We start from the raw sequence: 20,571 nt of genomic DNA, 5'->3' as shown, positions 1-20,571 counted from the left end.
CATCTTCATAATTCTTCCAATCGAAAATGATCAAAAGGTCTATAAGAGATGGTTTTTTATGGGTCAGTACTATTTATGCCGCTACAATATTATTTTTGTTGTATTTATGTTTATTGATCAATGCCAACCATTTTTCGGCACGAGCTACTTCTTGGTTCTGTGAAAAATTATCATCCACATTGAATAGCGTAATGGTCATTGGAGGCTTGTTGGAGACGAAAGTAAACTCTAAATCCAGACGTACCATCTCAGAATAGTGTTTATCGCCATTTTTATAATCTTTATTAATTTTATTGATAACACATTTCCTGACATCGTCCAACTCCACTTTTTCAAATTCAGAATCTGACGTGCTTAAATTGTTATATAATAAAATGTTTTCTTGGTCATCATAACCTAAGCAGTGATTGTTCCAATATTCAACCTTAGTGAATTTTAGATTTTCTGACTGTGCAATTTTTTGGAATGTTTTCTTCTTTTTAGAAACGGCACTTTTTTCTGCCCAGATAAACCAGGCGAAAGGAACGACAACGATGAGTACTACGACGAGCATCACCATATTTAATGATATATCCATTGTTTTATGTTTTTAAATTATACTATAGACTTGAAGAGGTGCTATTGACACCTTTAAGATTTTAAACGAAAAAAATCAGTCTATGTAAAACAATGAAAAGGAAAAATCATATCCTTTATAGTGAAGTTGACCACAATTTGTTGGCCAATAGTATAATAGGAAAGGGAATAGTAGGATGCGGCTACTGCACTTTGATATGCATCAATTGGTTGCGAAAAGGTTTTTACTGATGGTGTTTCATGTGTAGAAGACTGATTGACCTCAAAAACAGCATCCAAAAACAACGGACTATGATCTTGATCGTCTGGGGCAGCAATACTGTCTACAGGCGCATAAGACGCGCTTGGCAATGTCGTGAGATCAGCTGATCCGAACAACACAAACCATCCAAATAAATAGAGTATGGCAGCCTTTAACGCAAACATCATGGTAATTTTATAGTACAAAGATAAACGATTATGATGTTAAAAAAATAATAATTTTTACACCTTAAAGCTTTCTCAGCACAGAGTATAAGTGATAGTCAGCCAAACCTCCATGATTCTAACCATGCATTCGATCCAAAATCTCAATCACTTCCACCTTTTTTCGAACGGACACTGGTACGGTCTCCTTGTTTTTCAATAACAAATAACCACCATCCGTTTTGATGAATGCACTGATGAATTGAATATTGACCAAATGACTCTGATGTACACGTAAAAACTCATAACTGCTTAACATATCTGCAAAATATTTGAGTGTTTTGGTCACAAACACTTTAGGACTATCTTTTAGATAGAAGATGGTATTATTGTTATCGGCTTCACATCGTACGATATCATCAAGATTGACAATAATGATTTTGTCCAAGGTGTGCAACGAAATTTTATCGGGTTTGGCTTCTGGAGCTGCCAAGGTTTCCTTCAAAATACTGAGTCGTTCCTTGTTGGGTTGCAATTGTGCTTTGGCACGTTGAATGGCCTTGTTTAAATCGTCTTCAGAATAGGGTTTCAGGACATAGTCGATGGCGGCAAATTTGAATGCACGAATGGCATATTCGTCACTTGCAGTTACAAAGATGAGTTTGCTTGACAGGTCTGGAAAAATCTCTAAAACATCAAACCCAGTGCCATCACCCAACATAATATCCAAAAACAAGATATCTGGTTGTGATTTTCGAAGAATCTTAGCTGCTTCCACGACACTCTGGGCGGTGTTGATAATATCAATTTCAGGGTGATGCCTTTCAATATTACTTTTAAGTAAGTGAAGTGCGTCTGGATTGTCTTCTATAATAATGGCTGTTAGCATAGTGATTAAAAGTCTGTTTTAAGTGGAATTTGAAAGCGAATTCTCGTTCCTATAATTTGGTTATTTGATGTGATTTCCTCCAATTTAAGTGTGTCTTTCCCAGAAAGTGATTGGATGCGCTCTTTGGTAACGGTCAACGCCATGGATTGATGATCGGTGGCAGTTTTATTGCCTTGCGAATTAAAAATACCACTTCCGTTATCGATGATTGTGCAAGTTAAAATGTCGTTTTCTGTCTTGAATAGGATCTTTAACTCGCCATCTCTCGGTCCTTTCAAAATCCCGTGTCGGATGGCATTTTCAACAAATGGCTGAATCAACATGGGCGGAATCAAAATTTCTTCCGGATCAATATCGGATTCCACTTGAATATTATAAACAAAAGCTTTCGGAGACATCAATTGCTCCACTTCAATATAATGGGTCAAGGTTTTTATTTCCTGCGCTAAAGTAATACTGTCCTTACGGGAATTGTTCAAAACATCACGCAACAGCGTCGCAAAAGTATTGACCGTCGTGTTCATTTTTTGGGGATTGGTGCTTCCCATTGCTTTGATTCCGTTGAGTACGTTAAAAATGAAATGCGGATTCATTTGCAGTTGCAGTGCTTTGTGCTCTAAGGTCAACAAATTGTTTTGGATTTGTAGGCGTTCTTGTGCTTCAATATTCCTGCGTTTTAAACGACGCAAATACATCCAACCAAACATTAAAATCAGAATTAATACCATCCCAATTACCAACCACTGGAACCATGATTTTTCATGTAAAGGTGTTTCAATATTAAAAGGAAATGCAATAACCTCACTATTCTGCCAGCGATAATCCCGTGATTGAGCATAAAAAACATGAGGACCATAGCTCAAGCCTACTAAGTTTTGCTGATTGCTTTTAGACCATGGACTCCAAGAATCGTCATTCAGTTTAAACCGATATTGAATATCTTTAGGATGGGTCAAATCGACCGTTCGATAGGTAAATGATATTTGATTTTGGTCAGGATTCAATTGCAAGACCATGGCATTTTTGTTCGATGTATAATAGGCTATGGAATCAATAGGCTGATAGTCCACTTCAACGGATTCAAAATCGATATTGGGTTTGATGCTCGCTTCTTCAAGATCCTGTCCCATCTCATATTTGGTAAGCCCATAAATGGCTCCAAACCACAAATTGCCCTTATGGTCCATATCCACTGCATTTAAAGTGGTTTCGATACCCAAAAAGCCGTCGTTTCTGCCAAAATGAAAAACATCTACAATTTTGTTTTCCTGATTTAAAACCACCTTATCAACCCCTCTTTCAGAACCAACCCAAAGATTGTTTTCGCTATCAAAAATAAGTTGGTTGCAATTGCTTGAGGTCAATTGTTTATCACCAACCAATTTTTGCAATACCATATTCCCATTAATATCTGTAAACCACACGCCATTTCCTGCCGTTCCCAGATACAGCGTGCTGCCTCGAAATAACAAAGAATTGATGGCCGTATTATCGTCTAAAACTTCACCCAAATCTCTGACAAGATTATTTTCAATAAAACCAATACGTCCAGTTTGCGTGCCATACCAAGGGCGCCCTTGAGCATCCGATTTCAAATCTTTTAGCAAAAGATCCTCAAGTCCATCTTCTTTATCATAGATTTTAAGAATTTCAGGTTTTTGCATGGCCGAATCAAATCGCATTTTTACAATTCCATCACTATAGGTAGCAACCCATACCGTGTCCTTTTGGATATGCAACTGCCTGATCCAATCGGAAGGCAATCCATTGGAGGTATTAATGAGATGGTTTTTAACTTCGGGGATTTGGACGGTATGAAATTTCAGGTTATTAAAATCTGAAAGATTTAAAATCAAACTATCACGCGTGGTTTGCTCACGAAACAGCAATCCTTTTCCATCAGAACCGGCCCAAATATTACCATTCACATCATGGTTAATCGTTTTGATTTTTACATGGTCAAAACCTCTGATTTTTGGAACAGGATGAAGGCCCAAAGAGTCAATTTTCATTAATCCAGCTTCTGAATTGGATAACCATAATGTTTTACCGACCTTGTGGACCGCATAGATATGATTGCCCTGCAAGCCACTTTCACTATCAAAATGGGTGAATTTATCTTCAAAATATTTGTAAAATCCGCCACCACTTGTCGCAATCCAAATAGTGCCCTGTCTATCCATCATACAGTCGCGAATGTGTGACACCGCAAGCCCTGAACGACTATCAATATACTTTTGAATCTGAAAATTTTCCATATCCAAAACGGTGACGCCATCGCCGTCTGCACCTACCCAGAGCTGGTCGTTGATAATGGATAAACTGTTGATGCGCTGTAATTCTTCAATCCATTCGTCATTACCATTTTCGAGATTTTTTATCAGAATTCCGTGGGTAAACGTTGAAGCAATCAACTTGGAATTGAATTGAGCAAGAGATGTGAAATTGTATTTTTCAATCCTCTCAAAATTTGAGTTTTGAGTTAGCGTCTTAGTTTTGAAAAGTCCTTTGTCGGTCGCTATCCAAAAGTAAGAGCCATCAAAGTGCATCGCATTGACTTGGTTGGCATCAATAATGGGATTCAATGTTAACCTTTGCAGTGTTGTTGATGTGGTATAGCGATAGACACCATTTTTCGTTCCCAAATAGGTGTTGTTCTGATCTCGAAAAACATGCATGACTTGCGGACCTTCGAAATTCTTAAGGCCCGATTTCGATTTTATCGAAATTCCGCGTCTGCTACCAATAAATAAAGTGTCGTTGGCAAATTTTAAGGCATTGATATAGTTGGAAATGAGACCATCATTTTCGTTGAAGGTTTTAAAGGTCTCGCCATCAAAACGCGCCAGCCCTCCGCCTTGCGTCCCCAACCATAAATACCCAATGGCATCTTGCTCAATGGCATAAACTTGCGATTGCGGCAAACCATCTTCCAAGGTATATGAACGCAATTGATTGTTTTGTCCATAGCCAATTATAATTGAAATTAGGAACAGAAAAACAATAAAGATTCTGGAATTGGGAAATGTCATAGTTGTGAAATGATACAAACAAATATAAACAAAGTAGGTTTGGAAGTGTTTTCTATTATCTTATTCTAATCGTTTTATTATAATGTGCTTATGAAAGTAGCATTTGAAAATTTAAAAAACCACCTCTCCTCTATACCTACCTCTGTGGCATAACATCCTAAAATTGAGAATACAACCGTGCATGTGTGATATCTGGAGCTGTATATTCTGCAGGTTCATAAGTATTCATCAATGGCATAAGTACGGTGAGGACTGTGGTTTTCCCTTGTATTTTTAAAACATTTCCCTCGCTCCTGCTGGTCCATCGGAATTTTTCCATCGGAATTCCCAATTCGTATAAGACAAAAGAACATTCCTCATTTTCTAAAATATAATCTATTATGCGGTCAGTATTATCCAAATGTGGGGTTTCGGATGCATCCTCAAAAACGAATTCCCAATCAATAGGAATATTAAAACGATATGAATAGATTGCTCCAGACGTTCTTTCTTCTTGGGTATCCAGAGCCGTCAACCAATCGAGGTTTGCGTTTGGATATTTCATGGCTATTTCTTGGGATAGCATCTTGTTTCCCGGGGAATTTGCCGTAGGATAAAATACATAAAATGGCTGTGCCAAATAATGTGAAGCGTACTTACCTTCAAAAACGTTATAGTATTCAGAAGCATAAAGGGTTGGCGTAACATCAGATGAGAATGCCAATTTCAAGCCTTTCATCAAGTTTTTATTTACACCCAATCCACAAGAATGTAAGATGATTTTCGTGTTTTCAGTGATGCCGCCATTCAGTTTTGGCAATGTCCTATTTTTAAGAGACGTTGCAGTAATTCGTACGCCATCTTCAGAAGTGAGCAACGCCATCCCCCGCCATGGATTACTATGGCTCACAATATGGATTTGGTCATAAACTTTAGAGTCAGCATTGTTATTGAGCCATGAAACAATAGCATCAAGAGTATGGAGATCTTTCACAATCGTTATGTTTTGCTGACTAAAATGTGCTTTTGCATTCTTATAAAAAGAGTTGTCACCCTTATCAGTTCCAGCGATAAAAACCACCGATTGTTTTTGTATGCTTTTTGTTGTTTCTTCAAGATAATCAGTTGAAGAATCACCACAGGAGATGATGATAAAACATGATGATAAAAGGATTACAAGTGATTTCATACTTGCTGGGTTTTTATAATTAATACAGTGCAGAAACTTTATGCGAGGTGTCAAAATTATCCTGCCATGCAAATGCTTTTATCACCTCAATATTTTCAATTGAAACCGCATCAGAATACGTAATTTCCAAGGTGATGATATTATTGATTTGCCCCAATGCTTGATTTGGGAATACATAAATCGTTTCAGTTTTCGGGCAATTTTCTTTCCTATTTACAATAGCTGGCAAATCGATGTAGGCCCCACTTTCTTTTACCAAAACGTATTTCGAGATGGTGTAGGCTTGAGGTTCAAAATAGGTCAACTCCATTCTTATTATTTCTTCCACATCGAGCAAACCAGGTTGTTTAAGACTTTGTATGGAAATCATTTTTATGTTTTCTGGAGACATGATTCTAAAGTTGGTCACAACAGTTTCCGGTCGATCGTTAAGAACAACACTCACATTGAAGAGCGTGTGTTCTTTGTCATTGACTATGGGATGTATGGAAGCTTGGTAGGCATCGGTTTTTTGGAATTCCTGAGCGTTTGCAAAGGAAATGCCAATCAACAAAACGAGAAATGGAAGAAGTTTTTTCATGATAAATGGTTTTAATGGTTTGATTTATAGTACTAATGTAATAGCGTTTTGGCCTAAAATTGCGGGTGTTTTAGGATTCGTAGAGGATGAATTAGTATTCGTAAATCGTTGGTAAGGTTTATCAAATGTTGCGCTATACCTTAGTTGCGTTAAAATGGTTTTAATTTGGGATGTGGTTAAATCAAAATTCGCAACAACAGTACTTTTGAAATGCACTTGTGCCTCCATGAAGATGTTTTATCTTTGACAGCTAACTAAGAATGTCTAATGCTCAAAATCGCTTTTCACCCCATTTATAAACACCCATTACCGGCAGGCCACAGATTTCCAATGCTCAAATATGAATTGCTTCGCGATCAATTACTATATGAAGGCACTTGTACGGCTGATAATTTTTTTGAACCTACTGCTCTGGATGATCATTATATCCTGAACGTTCATACGGTCGATTATCTTAACCATTTAAAACATCTCACTTTGGATGCGAGGGCCGCTCGCAAAATCGGATTCCCACTTAGCGAAGCATTGATCCAACGTGAAATAATTATTGCCGATGGTACTGTAAAGGCCAGTGAGTTCAGCATAAACCACGGAATTGCCATGAATATCGCCGGCGGCACACATCATGCCTACGCCGATAGTGGGGAGGGGTTTTGTATTTTGAATGATCAGGCCATTGCAGCGCGCTATCTGCAAGAAAAGCAAAAGGCAGAGAAAATTCTTATTGTCGATCTGGACGTACACCAAGGAAACGGCACCGCTAAAATTTTCCAGAATGACCCCTCCGTTTTTACATTTTCCATGCATGGAAAAAGTAATTATCCGTTTAAAAAGGAAGTCAGCGATTTGGACGTAGCGCTTGAGGATGGTTGTGATGATGACACCTATCTTGCTATTCTGAAAGACAGTTTACCGAAATTAATTCAATCGGAAAACCCAGATTTCATTTACTATTTATCTGGCGTAGATGTGATTGCCTCTGATAGATTGGGCAAATTAAGCCTATCAATTGAAGGCTGTAAAGAACGTGACCGTTTTGTCCTGCAAACTTGTAAAGACCATAAAATCCCAGTAATGTGTAGTATGGGCGGCGGTTATTCACCAGAGATCAAAACCATTATTGATGCACATGCCAATACGTTTAGATTGGCGCAGAGCATATTTTTTTGAAGTTCCAATAATAACCTCAAGACGAGCCAACAAAATATAGCCCAGTAACATCTTTTCCCATTGCTAACCAACCTTCGCAGTCCCTGATTGATGGCTGGCAAGTTAAACCTGAAATCCCACTTTTTAGCGGGATTGTCCCGAGCTATCGGGACAACCATCAAAACCTAATGCGCTTCGCTTTTAAGTTTTGCCTGCCTGTCGGCAGATAGGGTTTACACTTAAAAAATTCCAAATCCCAAAGCTCTTGCATTGGAATTTGGAATTTAAAGTTTGAAATTTTAAACTTGGGATTTGCTTGCCTGTCGGCAGGTAGGAAGTTCTTATTTCCCTCCCAATAGTAGTAGTTCATTACAAAAAATCTCTGTGATATACTGCTTCTTGCCATCTTTGTCATCCCAGGAACGGTTGGTCAATTTGCCTTCAATGGCAATCTCTTTGCCTTTGGAAACATATTTTTCCACGATTTCTACCAAACCACCTCTCACCACAATGTTGTGCCAATAGGTGCGTTCCACCTTGTTGCCATCTTTGTCTTTATAGCTGTCGTCTGTGGCCATGGTGAATTTTGCCAATTTGTTCCCATCAGGAAAGCTTACGATTTCTGGATCTTGTCCTAATCTTCCAATCAACTGTACTGTGTTTCTTAATGCGCTCATGATTTCTAAAATTTAAAGGTTAAACAGTTAATACTATTGAATATCATTCGGTCAATTCAACATCACAAAGATGCAATGGCTTCCTAATGCTATTCGGTAATTAACTATTTAAACTCGTTTGTAAATGTTTGTAGTCGTTTGGAAACGGATAAAATTCAGTTAAAAAACCAGTTTCTTGAAGGGAACTCATAGTTGAAAAACAATTACTTATCTCTAACTTTACAATCAATTTAAAACTAAAATATTATGGCTGTAATCATGCATGTCGATTTTCCACATAAGGACGTTTGGGGAAAAGAAATGGCAAGTCAAATGAAAGAACTTGCACAAAGTATTAACAAGGAACCTGGTTTCATCTGGAAATTCTGGACAGAAAGTAAGAAAGACAACATGGCCGGAGGTGTTTATATGTTTGATACTCGGTACAATGCAGAGAACTATCTCAAAATGCATTCAAAAAGATTGGGAGAATTTGGTTATTCAGAAATTAGAGGAAAAGTGTTTGAGATAAATGAAGAGCTTTCTAAAATTTGCAAAGCGCCGTTTTAATTGATTTCTATACCTATTACTATTCAATTTTCTTATCAAGCTTATCATAACTCCATGTCATGATGAGACCTATACATCTATTCTGAATAGTCAATGTACTATTGAACTCGCCTAAGCACCTCAAAAAGTGCTTTTGCTTTCTTGCCTTCGATAGTACCCCGTTCTGAATAGACTATGGTGCCCCCACTATCGATAACAAAATATGATGGAAATGAACGCAAATCATAATTTTTATCAAAAATGGCATCACCTTGTAATACAATATAATTGAGTCCTTCAGATTTAACCGTTTGCTTGGTTTCATTTAGGTTGTAATCAAAATTCACCGTAATGACTTTAACCTTGTCGCCAAATTCATTTTCTATTTCCTTGACTTTTGGAAGGGAAGCCATACAATGATTACATGAAGAGGTCCAGGCTTCCAAAAATATCGGAGAACCCCGAAAATCATTCAAAGACACCTTTTTACCATTCAAATCGAACAAGTTCCAATCGGGTGCTTTTACATTGAGCATTGGCTCTTTTTTAATGCCGAAAACAGAGGAGACATATCCTTCCTTCTCCTCATGAGTAAAAACATCTTCATCCATGGGCTCATTAAATACAAGTGCGTCATAGACAATTTCTTTTTTAGCTGATGTCCCATTGGCTATCTCAAGTTTTAAAGGAGCCGCTAATTTGGCGTCTAACCAAATTTTGTATTTATCAAAGGTATAAACATAGGCTGGCCTGTCATTAAAGCTTGTTTGTTCAACGTAGACGATGTCATCTTTGAATTGATTCATTAGTCTTGCCGTGAGCAATAGATTGTCATCATCCCCCATATAGGCCTCCAAATATCTTGGAATGGAGCGGTCTTTGCCATAATCAAAGATGGTGATTTTATTCTTTTTATCTTCAACCACAGCCAAAGAAGCGAGTTTGTAATAGATGGCTGTTTCTTGATTCATTTCCTTGAAAAAGAACAGTTTTAAATGAGGCTCATAATTAACTCTCTTTAATTTGTATACGGTTTGTGTGGTCGGTCTGGTCGGATTGGTTGTGGTCGCAGTAAAACTTAAGGTCTCCCAGGTAGTGAGTTTTTCCGAAGCCTTTGACAATACCTCATCAGGAGATTGTAAATTCTCATTTCCTGCACAGGAAAATAAATTAATAACAACAGATAAAGCAAGAATATATAATTTCATAAATCTCAAATTTTTCCAAAAAATGAAATTTACAGCCTTATTTACGATTAAAAAAACCAATGCTAATTCTTTTGGAATTAAAGGTTGATTTATGGGATAGGTTAGGCAACATTTGGAAAAAATAAACCTTATACTTACCTTTGACGTTAGCAACGTAAAGTGAGACTATGATTATTTCCTTTGCCTCGAAAGAAACCCAACAAATTTGGAACGGAATCCGAGTTAAAAAAATGCCGATTGAAATTCAGAACGTTGGACGACGGAAATTGAGAATGCTGAATAATTCGCAGAACATTGCCGATTTACGAATTCCGCCATCTAATCGACTTGAAAGACTCACTGGAAATTTAAACGGATTTTACAGCATTCGAATAAATAAACAATGGCGGATTATATTTCAATGGGACAAAGGGAACGCAAGCGAAGTGGAAATAATAGATTATCATTAAAAAATAGAAAAATGGAAAAATTAGCAAATGTACATCCTGGAGAAATCTTGAATTACGAATTTCTTGAGCCGTTGGAAATCACTGCATACCGACTTTCTAAGGACTTGAGAATCCCACAGACCCGAATTTCTGAAATCGTGAAAGGAAATCGCAGAATTACTGTGGACACAGCTTTACGATTGAGTAAATATTTCGGAAACTCGGCAAAATTCTGGCTTGGACTTCAAGACGATTATGACATCGAAGAAGAAAAAAAATCTAAAAAAGCGGAACTGAACGAAATCAAACATTACAGAAATGAAAACGTTGTCTAACAGTGTGTATTGGCAATGCCTTCTCCTTACCTGCTTGGGATCCCAATAACTATCGGGAGCGGATTTTCCACAGGCAAGTACCTTCTTAGAATTGTCAGTGACGTCCCATGCCACTGCCCATAAACGAAACGATATGGAAGGTGGAAAACCTCAATCAAGAACTATGGATCAAGCTTGAGAGGTATGAACACGGAACAATTTTTTCGATCGAGACAAATATTGAAGCCAAAAAAACCACTGGTGGAATCAAAAAAATTCCAAATTCCAATGTTCTTGCATTGGAATTTGGAATTTTCTACCAGTCAGCAGACCAGGAAATCTGGAATTTTAATTCCTACTTCCCGCCCAAGAGCAACAGACCATTACAGTGGATCTCTGTCATATACTGTTTCTTGCCGTCTTTGTCATCCCAAGAACGGTTGGTCAATTTGCCTTCAATGGCAATTTCCTTACCTTTGGCGACGAACTTTTCTACGACATCTACCAATCCCCCTCGGACCACTACGTTGTGCCAATAGGTGCGCTCCACTTTGTTGCCATTCTTATCTTTATAGCTGTCGTCTGTAGCCATAGAGAATTTCGCCAACTTGTTCCCGTCTGGAAAGCTTACAATTTCAGGATCCTGTCCTAATCTTCCAATCAACTGTACTGTGTTTCTTAATGCGTTCATGATTTCTAAATTTTAAAGGTTAAACAGTTAATACTATTGAATATCGTTCGGTCAATTCAACATCACAAAGATGCAATGGCTTCCTAATGCTATTCGGTTATTAACTATTTAAACTCGTTTGTAAGTGATTGTAGTCGTTTGTAAACGGATATTTTAAATGCCAAAAAAGCTTATATTTGATGTATGACCAAACTTCTAAGCTACCTCTATCCCATTACAAAGAAAATTCAGTCTGAATTTAGTGGCGTCTTGGAAATTACCTGGTACAACGGCAAAAAGCATCTCAATACCAAAAACGCCAATTATTCTTATGGCTCCCTCCAACGGATTTTGAAGTTTGGATTAAAGTATATCGATTTAAACAAAGTGAATTCTGTTCTACTTTTAGGTCTTGGCGGGGGAAGCGTTATTGAAACCCTTCGGAAGGATTTTTTCTATTCCAAACAGATTACCGCAGTAGATATCGATCCAACTGTCATAGACATTGCCAAGAATGAATTCGGTCTCAAAGAAGATGAAAAATTAAAAATTGTTTGTGAAGATGCCTTAGTTTTTATGCAGTTAAATAGCACTCCATTTGATTTGATCATCATCGACTTGTTCATTGATACCGATGTACCCAAGGCATTTTTAATGATACCCTTTTGGAAGGACATTCTGAAAGCTTCATCAAGTAATGGTGCTATTTTATTTAATGCTTCATTGGCCAAAAGAAAAAGCCATGCTCTAAACGAGGTCATCGAATTTTTAAAATCCCATAAATTTCAGACAGAGGTATTTGAAAAAGTGAATAATACCAATACCCTTATTCTGTCAAAAGGCTTATAAGTTATCCAATAGGAATAATTTGTATCTTGTTGTTTGTTAACTTCTAAATTATGAGCAAAAAGTGTTTAGAATGTGGTGAGAAAATTGTTGGGAGAGCCGATAAAAAATTCTGCAGTGATGCCTGTAGAAATTCCTACAACAACACCATCAACAAGGATAATAAAAACCTGATCAGAAATACCAATAACAGGTTGCGTAAAAACTATCGGATTTTGGAAAGCTTAAATCCCGAGCAAAAAACAAAAGTTTCCCGAGGGAAACTGATTGAAAAAGGATTTGATTTTAATTATTTCACAAGTATCTACACCACTAAGGTTGGCACCGTGTATTACTTTGTGTATGATCAAGGCTATTTACCGCTTGAAGGAGATTTTTATGCGTTGGTAAAACGGGAGAGTTAAAAAAACTCTCAAACAGTCTACTTCTCTTTCGGATTCCAGGTATGGCCTTTCATCTCCAAAGCTGCTTTTAAAACATCTTTTTGACTGATCTGTCCTACTAATTTCCCATCTTCAAGAATCGGAAACCTACGGTGTTTGGATTCTAAAAAAATTCTGGCCGCGTCAAAAACATTCATATTGCCATCTAGAGTATCCACATTGGTCATCATCCGATCCCCAACCGTATCTTTTTCTACGGGCATATTGTAATATCTGTTATCGCTGATTTGTTTTAAGCAATCGCCTTCAGAAATAATCCCTACCAATTCATTGTTTTCGTTAACCACAGGGCCTCCTGAAATTTTATGTTTGATCAAAATCTCGACCACCTCAAATATCTTCTGATCCGGTCTGAACGTGATCAAATCTCTTGTCATATAATCACACACTCTAAACGGCAACTGCTCGGTGACTTTTTGTTGTTGCCTTCGTGAACCTTGAAAACTCTTGATAGCCATAACCTTATATTTTAATGAACTTTAAATTTAACAAAAATTCGTCATTTAACCTAACACTCTTTTACACCAAATTTATTTTGTAGTTTTATCATGCCAACTAAACCTTTCCCTATGCTCAAAAAAGCTATTGCCGTCGTCTTAATTGTTTTAGCCATTTATTGGAGTTTTTTCGCATTGATGCCCTCTCAGATTTCCGATTTAAACACTGAATCCACAGCCTTTTCTTCCGAACGGGCCTTGGTCCATCTAAAAAATATAACCAAAAAACCACATTATGTCGGTTCTGAAGAACATGAAGTAGTCAAAGATTACCTGGTCAAGGCATTGAACGATTTAGGTCTCGAAACTCAAATTCAGGAAGCCTATAGTCAAAACAAAAAATGGGGAAGTATTGTCAAACCCAAAAATATTTTAGCACGAATTAAGGGTAGCGAAAATTCCAAAGCCTTAATGTTGCTCACACATTACGACAGCAAATCGCATGCGTCTTATGGCGCAAATGATGCCGGATCTGGCGTGGTCACTATTTTGGAAGGGATCCGCGCCTTTTTAAGCGAAGGAAAAAACCCTAAAAATGATATTATCATCCTTTTTTCAGATGCCGAAGAACTCGGGCTGAATGGTGCCGATATTTTTGTAAACCAACACCCATGGGCCAAAGATGTAGGGCTCGTATTGAATTTTGAAGCCCGTGGCAGCGGAGGACCAAGTTATATGTTGATTGAAACCAATGGTGGCAATCAAAATCTGATCAACGGATTTAAAGCCGCAAATCCTGATTATCCTGTAGCCAATTCTTTGGCCTATAGCATCTATAAAATGTTGCCCAATGATACGGATCTGACCTATTTTAGAGAAGATGGTGATATTGACGGTTTGAATTTTGCCTTTATAGATGATCACTTTGACTACCATACGGCCTTAGATACTTATGACCGATTGGACAGAAATACTTTAGAACATCAAGGCAGTTATTTGATGCCGCTGCTCAACTATTTCTCAGATGCCGACCTCAGCAGTTTAAAGAGTGATAAGGACGCGGTCTATTTTAATGTCCCACTTTTTAAAATGATCACTTATCCAAATTCATGGATAGTTCCAATGCTGATTTTGGCCTGGATTATATTTTTAGCTTTGGTGTTTTACGGCATCCAAAAAAGGAGATTAAACTCAAAACATATGGCATTAGCTTTCCTTCCGGGGATTGGTGCCTTGCTCATCAACGGCATTATTGGCTATTTTGGATGGAAATTACTTTTGCTTATTTATCCGCAATACGCTGAAATCCTTCACGGCTTTCCGTACAATGGCCACCTCTATATTTGGGCATTCGCCCTGCTTTCTACAGCTGTGTGCATGTGGCTTTACAATAAAGTTTATAAACCAGAAAACACAGCAAGCTTAGCGGTTCCACCATTATTGTTATGGCTAATTATATGTACCGCTCTGGCATTTATACTTAAAGGCGCCAGCTTTTTCATCATCCCGGTATATTTTGGATTGATCAGTCTTTTTGTTCTGGTAAGACAAAAACATCCCAACATTCTTTTGATGACCTTTTTGCTCTTTCCGCTTTTAATGATCATGTCGCCATTTCTTAAAATGTTTCCGGTAGGACTGGGTCTTAAAACCATTATTGCCACCACGCTGTTGATATCCATCATGTTTTCACTGTGTATTAGCGTCTTCGGATTTTCGCGATATAAAAATCGATGGGCTTACCTTCTGTTGATTGCTGCTGTTGGGTTTTTTATTGCGGCACATACAACCTCAAATTTTAACGAAGAGCGTCCTAAACCAAACAGCCTCATCTATCTGTACGACGCCGATAATGACACAGCACAATGGGCAACCTACGACATAACCTTGGACGATTGGACCAAGGCACACTTAACGGATAAGCCTGAGCCCTTTGACGCTTCGAGTATCAACTTTGACAGTAAATATGGCACCAAGTTGTCTTACAGTAAAGAAGCCACTGTAAAACCGCTCAAAAAACCTTACGTTGATATACAGAAAGATACTATTATTGAGAACGTAAAGCAGCTCCAAGTCTTTATCTCGCCACAACGTGCGGTCAACACCTTAGAGTTTTATGCTGATGCGTCCAACATCTTTCTAAGCTTTAACATCAACGGATTGGAAATTGCAAAAGGAGAGGATGAAACCCAGGTTTTTAAAGATCGTATCAAAAACAGATTGTTCAGTTATATGGTTACCGAAGAGAAGGCCATCGAATTGAATTTTACCGTTCCTGCATCACAAAAAACCACCTTTGAGATTTTTGAGGTTTCTTTTGACTTATTGGAGAACGATTTGTTCAACATCGCAAAACGACCAAAAACAATGATTCCAAAACCATTTGTATTGAATGACGCCATCATCATAAAAAAAACCATCACTCTTGAATAAATATATCAGTATTATTGGATGTGGTTGGTTAGGACTGCCGCTTGCCATCGAGTTATTTAAACATGGTTATACCGTAAAAGGCTCAACAACTTCTGCTGACAAAATGGAGGTCTTTAAAAAAGAAGGCATCCTTCCATTTCTGGTTTCTATTTCTGAAGCAGGCATCACGGGTTCTATTGTCGACTGTTTAAAGGAAAGCGAGATCCTCATCGTCAATATTCCGCCCGGATTACGCAAGAATCCTGAGGCAGACTTTGTAAAACAGATGGAAATGCTCTGTAAATATATTGAACGTTCCACGGTAAAGAACGTGCTTTATATCAGTTCCACTGCAGTTTATGAAGATGATATTTCGATGCCGATAATTACAGAAGAAAGCCCAACAAATGGGCAATCGGCATCTGCCAAGCAGCTTATCGGCGCAGAACAAGTTTTTAAAACAAATGTCCATTTTGAAACGACCATCTTAAGATTTGGTGGTTTGATCGGTGACGGTCGCAATCCGGCTAAATTCCTTTCGGGCAAAAACATGGTAAAAAACCCGGATGGTCCAGTCAATTTAATCCATCAAGACGACTGTATTGCCATTATAAAAACCATCATTCAAGAAAAGCATTGGAATACCGAGTTCAATGCCGTTGCCCCTCAGCATCCTTCGCGGAAAGCGTATTATACTTCACTTTGTAAAACCCATAACCTTCCAGTTCCACAATTTGATCCATCCAGTCAGAGCCAAGGAAAAATAATTTCCAACGAAAAAGTGGAACAGATTTTGAAATACAACTTTCAACACCATCTGTAACAATTATAAAGCTTTTAAGAGTTTGTTTTATTTATTTTTATAGATTTGGCTCAATTAACTAAATAATGGCCTGATTTTAAAGGCAAGAATATCTAATTTGAAAATGAAAAAATTAATACTACTTGTGGTTGTGATGAGTTCTTTAAACCTCGCTGCCCAAACCAAGACAGAACTTCAAAAACACTTTGAAAAATACTACGAGCAAATGAAAAAGCAAGGTGATATTCAAGGGGTCATCAACGCCATGACCCACTTGGACGTGCTTGCTCCAAGTCAGGCCAGAAAAGACACTTTAGCTTATGTATATGTTTCTGAAGGCAGAAACATAGAGGCTCTCAATACTATTGGAATAGAGTCAAGTGCTACAGATTCTGACTTAAATACAGAAATTAAAGCTATTGCCTTAAATGCTTTGGGTGAACGTACACGTGCTTTGGAATTTTATAACAAACTGTATAAAAAAGAACCAAGTCCGATTTTGGCGTATGAAATAGCCGATTTATTACTGCAAACCGGCGATATAGCTGGTGCTCAAGAAAAAGTGGATTATGGCTTGGCGAATGTCACGGATGACATGAGACGTACATTCTATGAAACCCAACAGCCTTATCAAACCTCTCTGAGAGCCGGGTTTTTATATCTAAAAGCTATTCTTACCTTTAGTGAAGACAAAGATGCCAATCAGGAAATTGCGATAGCAACTTTAAATCGTGCGCTTGCCATTGACCCTAATTTTAATTTGGCAAGAATCAGTAAAGAAGCTTTATTATCACGTACCAAGGGAGAGGATTAATAACATTATACAATATAAAATGAAAAAGCAGCCTCATGACGAGGCTGCTTTTTATTTATAATCGTATTCAGAATTTTACCAAATTCTCACACGTTTTTCAGGTGCCACATACATTGGGTCACCTTCCTTGATATCAAAAGCTTCATAAAACGCATCAATATTTTTTAAAGGCTGTGTTGCTCTTTGAACACCAGGGGAGTGTGGATCAGTTTTTATCTGGGTTCTTAAGGCATCTTCCCTGATTAAGGTTCTCCAAACTGTGGCCCAACTCATGAAGAAACGTTGTTCTGGCGTAAACCCGTCGATGTTTTCCGGACGTCCGTGTTTGGCAAAGTGCAATTGCAAACCATCATATGCTCCAAGAACACCGCCAAGATCGCCAATGTTTTCACCCAAGGTAAATTTGCCGTTAATGAAGACGCTGTCCAAGACCTCAATACCGCTGTACTGTTCTGCCAAGGCATCAGCACGTTTGGTAAACTCTTCCAAATCTTTATCCGTCCACCAATTTTTCAAATTCCCATCTCCGTCAAAACGTGCGCCCGAATCATCAAATGCATGGGAAATTTCATGTCCGATAACAGCACCTATCCCACCATAGTTGACGGCATCATCAGCCGTATAATTATAAAAAGGAGGTTGTAAAATAGCCGCTGGGAATACAATCTCGTTGTTACGTGGATTGAAATAAGCATTCACGGTTTGTGGTGCCATACCCCATCTTTTTTTATCGACTGGCTCGTTGATTTCTGAGAAATTCTTTTCTCTCGCCCATTTGCCAACCGCTCTCATATTTTCAGCATAAGTATTGCCTTCTTTTATTTCGAGTTTTGAATAGTCCTCCCACTCATCTGGATAAGCAATCTTAACCGTAAATTTATCTAACTTTTCGATGGCTTTTTCCTTAGTCTCTTCAGTCATCCAATCCAGCTTTTTAATTCTATTTTGGAAAGCCTCAATAACATCAGCAATCATTTCCTCCGCTTTAGCTTTAGCTTCTGGTGGAAACTTCGCTTCCACATACAGTTTTCCAATAGCTTCACCCACGGCACGATCAACGGTTTCTAAAGCGCGTTCCTCGGCTGGCCGTTGCTTTTGTGTGCCATTAAGCGTTTTAGCGTAAAAATCCCAATTTGCTTTTTCAATTTCAGTGGATAAATAATTTGCAGAACCATTAAGTGTATTCCAAACCATCAAGGATTTAATATCCTCAATCGGGGTTTGCTTTAAAAAGTTTTGCATGGATGCCATATATTTCGGTTGCATGACGTTGACCGTATCGATCTTTTTATCGATGCCCAAATCATCCACCAATTTTTGCCAGTTTATCGCTGGTGTCATTTTTTGTAGATCTGCAAAAGGAATTGGATTATTATAATTGCGCGCATCTCTCATGGCGACTTTATCCAATCTTGGTTCAGCCAATTTTGTTTCCATGGCCAACACTTTTTTAGCCGTTGCCTGTGCTGTTGCTTCATCATAATCAATAAATTGAAGCATTCTGGCAATATGATCAACATATTGTTGTCTGATTTCTTTTGATTTGGCATCTTGATCCAAATAGTAATCTCTCTGTAATCCAAGACTTCCAGGATAGATCCAAGCCATATTCATACTGCTATTATTAAGATTCGGTGACGCACCAAGTCCTGCAAACGGTGCGCCTACCCCATCCACAGTGGCGTAAACAGTTTGCATGTCATTCAAGTTTTTGATGCCGTCAATGGCTTCCAACAATGGTTTGATAGGTTCAATACCCGCTTTATTTCTTGTTACTGAGTCCAATTCACTTTGAAAAAGCAATAAGGCTTTTTTCTGGTCAGTGCCATCTGCATAGGTGCCTAATTTGTGGGCATTCTTTACAATGTCGAGAACATCTTGACGGGTTTCTTTTCGCAAGACCCCAAAACCGCCCCAACGGGTTTCATCATCCGGAATGGTATTATTTTTTGCCCAATTTCCATTGACATAATTGTAAAAATCGTCTTTTGGACTCACAGTGGTGTCCATGTTTTCGAGAACGATTCCTGGAATTTTTTCTTCTGCCATGGCGGTGTCTTTTTTTGGTTCTTCTTTACAACCAACAATGGTTACAAATACTAACCCAGTAGTCGCCAATGCATACTTAAGATTGGTTTTCATAGTGTTTAAATGTTTAATTTGAATAAAATTAGTTATTAATATGAAGCTTGATCAAGCCAATTGTTACATATTAACAAAAAATTAAGAGAAAAGAGGAAGGTTTCGAGTTTCAGGTTTCAAAAATCAACGGTTCGTGTTCAACGTTTCGAAACATCCCTGATTAGAGTTGATCATAGTTCAAAAATCAACAATCTTCAATCATTAATCACTCATAATCCTCTTTCTATACTGTCTATTCACTACCCTCTACCCTCTAATCCCTCTATTTCGATATTCAACATTCTGTATTCAATATATTCAAAACTTCTCTGGACAAAAATCTAAATTATCTTCAACATCTAACACCCATCTCATCTCTCACCACTCACCACTAATCCCCATAAAAACAAATCATCGGCTAATTCGTTTTAACGGGAAGCTCAATCTGCTGTGCCTCCTTTTCAAACTTTTTGTTTATTTGAAGGATAAGGTTCACATTGGCCACAAGCAATTCTTTAATGCTCTCCAAAAGATCTTTTTTCTTAATATTATCAAGATTGACAAGGTCCTGCAGTCTTAGTATACTGGTCTCCAAAACGGTCATTCGCGATCGTATTGCTGGTGTTATAACATTGGGAGGCTGTTGAATTTTCAGCTCCACAATGAACTCTTCCATAATTTTTTTCTCAACCTTAAAAAAAGATAGGTCTCCGGTTTTCACAAGCTCTATCTGCGCCTGTAAGTCTTGAAATTTTTGCCAATCCAAAATGGCCTGATGGCTATCTGGACTTAATATATAATCGGTATAATCTAATTTTGCAATATCCTCTGCGGTAATAACATAAGATTCTTCCTGATTTTCAGCAGTTATTTCATCTGTCTTTGGCTCAGATTTACAACCCATAAAGATTAAAATTGCTACTAACAAAAGCTGTTTCATAAAACAAGGAAAATTTGAAAATACATGATTAAAGACCAAAGGTAATTAAACTAAACTTATCTCCTTTTATTGGCATTTTAATTATTGGTCAAACTTGAATATTTATTTTTTAAACATATAACTGTTTAATGG

General features: G+C 37.8%; 21 protein-coding genes. 9 read left to right on the top strand and 12 right to left on the bottom strand.

What is annotated here, in order from left to right:
* Positions 1-73 precede the first annotated feature (73 nt).
* The 6 genes from G6N06_RS12830 to G6N06_RS12805 form a co-directional block, all read right to left on the bottom strand.
* Positions 74-577, bottom strand: a complete 504-nt coding sequence (locus G6N06_RS12830; protein ID WP_163517158.1) for a hypothetical protein — start codon at positions 575-577, stop codon at positions 74-76.
* 80 nt (positions 578-657) lie between these two features.
* Positions 658-1,023: a hypothetical protein gene (locus tag G6N06_RS12825; protein ID WP_163517157.1), complete on the bottom strand. Its 366-nt coding sequence runs from the start codon at positions 1,021-1,023 to the stop codon at positions 658-660.
* A 97-nt stretch (positions 1,024-1,120) separates the two neighbouring features.
* Complete coding sequence (locus G6N06_RS12820) at positions 1,121-1,870, bottom strand: LytR/AlgR family response regulator transcription factor (RefSeq protein WP_163517156.1); 750 nt, start codon at positions 1,868-1,870, stop codon at positions 1,121-1,123.
* Positions 1,871-1,875: 5 nt separating this feature from the next.
* Positions 1,876-4,902: a sensor histidine kinase gene (locus G6N06_RS12815; RefSeq protein WP_163517155.1), complete on the bottom strand. Its 3,027-nt coding sequence runs from the start codon at positions 4,900-4,902 to the stop codon at positions 1,876-1,878.
* 157 nt (positions 4,903-5,059) lie between these two features.
* Positions 5,060-6,070, bottom strand: coding sequence for a hypothetical protein (locus G6N06_RS12810; RefSeq protein WP_163517154.1), 1,011 nt, complete (start codon positions 6,068-6,070; stop codon positions 5,060-5,062).
* 19 nt (positions 6,071-6,089) lie between these two features.
* Entirely contained in the window at positions 6,090-6,650 is a 561-nt protein-coding gene (locus tag G6N06_RS12805; protein WP_163517153.1) for a hypothetical protein, read from the bottom strand.
* Between the two features lie 267 nt (positions 6,651-6,917).
* On the opposite strand from G6N06_RS12805, the gene G6N06_RS12800 reads away from it, so the two are divergent.
* Positions 6,918-7,820, top strand: a complete 903-nt coding sequence (locus G6N06_RS12800) for a histone deacetylase family protein (RefSeq protein WP_163517152.1) — start codon at positions 6,918-6,920, stop codon at positions 7,818-7,820.
* A gap of 320 nt (positions 7,821-8,140) precedes the next feature.
* On the opposite strand, the gene G6N06_RS12795 is transcribed toward G6N06_RS12800, so the two are convergent.
* Positions 8,141-8,476 (bottom strand): single-stranded DNA-binding protein, encoded by a 336-nt coding sequence (locus G6N06_RS12795; RefSeq protein WP_163517151.1) that lies wholly within the window; start codon positions 8,474-8,476, stop codon positions 8,141-8,143.
* 246 nt (positions 8,477-8,722) lie between these two features.
* On the opposite strand from G6N06_RS12795, the gene G6N06_RS12790 reads away from it, so the two are divergent.
* On the top strand, positions 8,723-9,025 hold the full coding sequence (locus G6N06_RS12790) for a monooxygenase (RefSeq protein WP_163517150.1): 303 nt from the start codon (positions 8,723-8,725) through the stop codon (positions 9,023-9,025).
* A 98-nt stretch (positions 9,026-9,123) separates the two neighbouring features.
* Here G6N06_RS12790 and G6N06_RS12785 read toward each other — a convergent pair whose 3' ends face one another.
* Positions 9,124-10,212, bottom strand: a complete 1,089-nt coding sequence (locus tag G6N06_RS12785; RefSeq protein ID WP_163517149.1) for a TlpA family protein disulfide reductase — start codon at positions 10,210-10,212, stop codon at positions 9,124-9,126.
* A gap of 167 nt (positions 10,213-10,379) precedes the next feature.
* Here G6N06_RS12785 and G6N06_RS12780 point away from each other — a divergent pair, with 167 nt between their 5' ends.
* Both G6N06_RS12780 and G6N06_RS12775 read left to right on the top strand, forming a co-directional pair.
* Complete coding sequence (locus G6N06_RS12780) at positions 10,380-10,661, top strand: type II toxin-antitoxin system RelE/ParE family toxin (RefSeq protein WP_163517148.1); 282 nt, start codon at positions 10,380-10,382, stop codon at positions 10,659-10,661.
* Positions 10,662-10,672: 11 nt separating this feature from the next.
* Positions 10,673-10,975 carry a HigA family addiction module antitoxin gene (locus G6N06_RS12775; protein WP_163517147.1) on the top strand — a complete coding sequence of 101 codons (303 nt, stop codon included), beginning with the start codon at positions 10,673-10,675 and terminating at the stop codon, positions 10,973-10,975.
* 334 nt (positions 10,976-11,309) lie between these two features.
* Here the strand turns inward: G6N06_RS12775 and G6N06_RS12770 are convergent, their stop codons facing one another.
* Complete coding sequence (locus G6N06_RS12770) at positions 11,310-11,645, bottom strand: single-stranded DNA-binding protein (protein ID WP_163517146.1); 336 nt, start codon at positions 11,643-11,645, stop codon at positions 11,310-11,312.
* 183 nt (positions 11,646-11,828) lie between these two features.
* On the opposite strand from G6N06_RS12770, the gene G6N06_RS12765 reads away from it, so the two are divergent.
* Both G6N06_RS12765 and G6N06_RS12760 read left to right on the top strand, forming a co-directional pair.
* Positions 11,829-12,473 carry a spermidine synthase gene (locus G6N06_RS12765; RefSeq protein ID WP_163517145.1) on the top strand — a complete coding sequence of 215 codons (645 nt, stop codon included), beginning with the start codon at positions 11,829-11,831 and terminating at the stop codon, positions 12,471-12,473.
* 50 nt (positions 12,474-12,523) lie between these two features.
* Complete coding sequence (locus G6N06_RS12760; RefSeq protein WP_163517144.1) at positions 12,524-12,874, top strand: hypothetical protein; 351 nt, start codon at positions 12,524-12,526, stop codon at positions 12,872-12,874.
* A 17-nt stretch (positions 12,875-12,891) separates the two neighbouring features.
* On the opposite strand, the gene G6N06_RS12755 is transcribed toward G6N06_RS12760, so the two are convergent.
* On the bottom strand, positions 12,892-13,371 hold the full coding sequence (locus G6N06_RS12755; RefSeq protein ID WP_163517143.1) for a CBS domain-containing protein: 480 nt from the start codon (positions 13,369-13,371) through the stop codon (positions 12,892-12,894).
* 111 nt (positions 13,372-13,482) lie between these two features.
* Between G6N06_RS12755 and G6N06_RS12750 the strand changes: the two genes are divergently transcribed.
* The 3 genes from G6N06_RS12750 (at position 13,483) to G6N06_RS12740 (ending at position 17,378) form a co-directional block, all read left to right on the top strand.
* Positions 13,483-15,783 (top strand): M28 family peptidase, encoded by a 2,301-nt coding sequence (locus G6N06_RS12750; RefSeq protein ID WP_163517142.1) that lies wholly within the window; start codon positions 13,483-13,485, stop codon positions 15,781-15,783.
* Positions 15,776-16,585, top strand: coding sequence for an SDR family oxidoreductase (locus G6N06_RS12745; protein ID WP_163517141.1), 810 nt, complete (start codon positions 15,776-15,778; stop codon positions 16,583-16,585). Before G6N06_RS12750 ends, G6N06_RS12745 begins: the two co-directional genes overlap by 8 nt.
* A gap of 103 nt (positions 16,586-16,688) precedes the next feature.
* On the top strand, positions 16,689-17,378 hold the full coding sequence (locus tag G6N06_RS12740; protein ID WP_163517140.1) for a hypothetical protein: 690 nt from the start codon (positions 16,689-16,691) through the stop codon (positions 17,376-17,378).
* 75 nt (positions 17,379-17,453) lie between these two features.
* On the opposite strand, the gene G6N06_RS12735 is transcribed toward G6N06_RS12740, so the two are convergent.
* Both G6N06_RS12735 and G6N06_RS12730 read right to left on the bottom strand, forming a co-directional pair.
* Positions 17,454-19,520, bottom strand: coding sequence for a M13 family metallopeptidase (locus G6N06_RS12735; protein ID WP_163517139.1), 2,067 nt, complete (start codon positions 19,518-19,520; stop codon positions 17,454-17,456).
* 397 nt (positions 19,521-19,917) lie between these two features.
* Positions 19,918-20,439 (bottom strand): hypothetical protein, encoded by a 522-nt coding sequence (locus tag G6N06_RS12730; protein WP_163517138.1) that lies wholly within the window; start codon positions 20,437-20,439, stop codon positions 19,918-19,920.
* Positions 20,440-20,571: the final 132 nt, after the last annotated feature.

The organism is Gelidibacter japonicus (assembly GCF_010725055.1).
GTDB lineage: Bacteria > Bacteroidota > Bacteroidia > Flavobacteriales > Flavobacteriaceae > Gelidibacter > Gelidibacter japonicus.
This window is presented reverse-complemented; position numbering and strand designations above follow the sequence as displayed.

Coding starts and splice junctions, on each gene's coding strand:
- G6N06_RS12770 (WP_163517146.1), bottom strand. CDS start 11,645: ATGAACGCATTAAGAAACACAGTACAGTTGATTGGAAGATTAGGACAG.
- G6N06_RS12780 (WP_163517148.1), top strand. CDS start 10,380: ATGATTATTTCCTTTGCCTCGAAAGAAACCCAACAAATTTGGAACGGA.
- G6N06_RS12755 (WP_163517143.1), bottom strand. CDS start 13,371: ATGGCTATCAAGAGTTTTCAAGGTTCACGAAGGCAACAACAAAAAGTC.
- G6N06_RS12810 (WP_163517154.1), bottom strand. CDS start 6,070: ATGAAATCACTTGTAATCCTTTTATCATCATGTTTTATCATCATCTCC.
- G6N06_RS12730 (WP_163517138.1), bottom strand. CDS start 20,439: ATGAAACAGCTTTTGTTAGTAGCAATTTTAATCTTTATGGGTTGTAAA.
- G6N06_RS12820 (WP_163517156.1), bottom strand. CDS start 1,870: ATGCTAACAGCCATTATTATAGAAGACAATCCAGACGCACTTCACTTA.
- G6N06_RS12790 (WP_163517150.1), top strand. CDS start 8,723: ATGGCTGTAATCATGCATGTCGATTTTCCACATAAGGACGTTTGGGGA.
- G6N06_RS12830 (WP_163517158.1), bottom strand. CDS start 577: ATGGATATATCATTAAATATGGTGATGCTCGTCGTAGTACTCATCGTT.
- G6N06_RS12740 (WP_163517140.1), top strand. CDS start 16,689: ATGAAAAAATTAATACTACTTGTGGTTGTGATGAGTTCTTTAAACCTC.
- G6N06_RS12800 (WP_163517152.1), top strand. CDS start 6,918: ATGCTCAAAATCGCTTTTCACCCCATTTATAAACACCCATTACCGGCA.
- G6N06_RS12815 (WP_163517155.1), bottom strand. CDS start 4,902: ATGACATTTCCCAATTCCAGAATCTTTATTGTTTTTCTGTTCCTAATT.
- G6N06_RS12795 (WP_163517151.1), bottom strand. CDS start 8,476: ATGAGCGCATTAAGAAACACAGTACAGTTGATTGGAAGATTAGGACAA.
- G6N06_RS12785 (WP_163517149.1), bottom strand. CDS start 10,212: ATGAAATTATATATTCTTGCTTTATCTGTTGTTATTAATTTATTTTCC.
- G6N06_RS12735 (WP_163517139.1), bottom strand. CDS start 19,520: ATGAAAACCAATCTTAAGTATGCATTGGCGACTACTGGGTTAGTATTT.
- G6N06_RS12750 (WP_163517142.1), top strand. CDS start 13,483: ATGCTCAAAAAAGCTATTGCCGTCGTCTTAATTGTTTTAGCCATTTAT.
- G6N06_RS12760 (WP_163517144.1), top strand. CDS start 12,524: ATGAGCAAAAAGTGTTTAGAATGTGGTGAGAAAATTGTTGGGAGAGCC.
- G6N06_RS12805 (WP_163517153.1), bottom strand. CDS start 6,650: ATGAAAAAACTTCTTCCATTTCTCGTTTTGTTGATTGGCATTTCCTTT.
- G6N06_RS12765 (WP_163517145.1), top strand. CDS start 11,829: ATGACCAAACTTCTAAGCTACCTCTATCCCATTACAAAGAAAATTCAG.
- G6N06_RS12775 (WP_163517147.1), top strand. CDS start 10,673: ATGGAAAAATTAGCAAATGTACATCCTGGAGAAATCTTGAATTACGAA.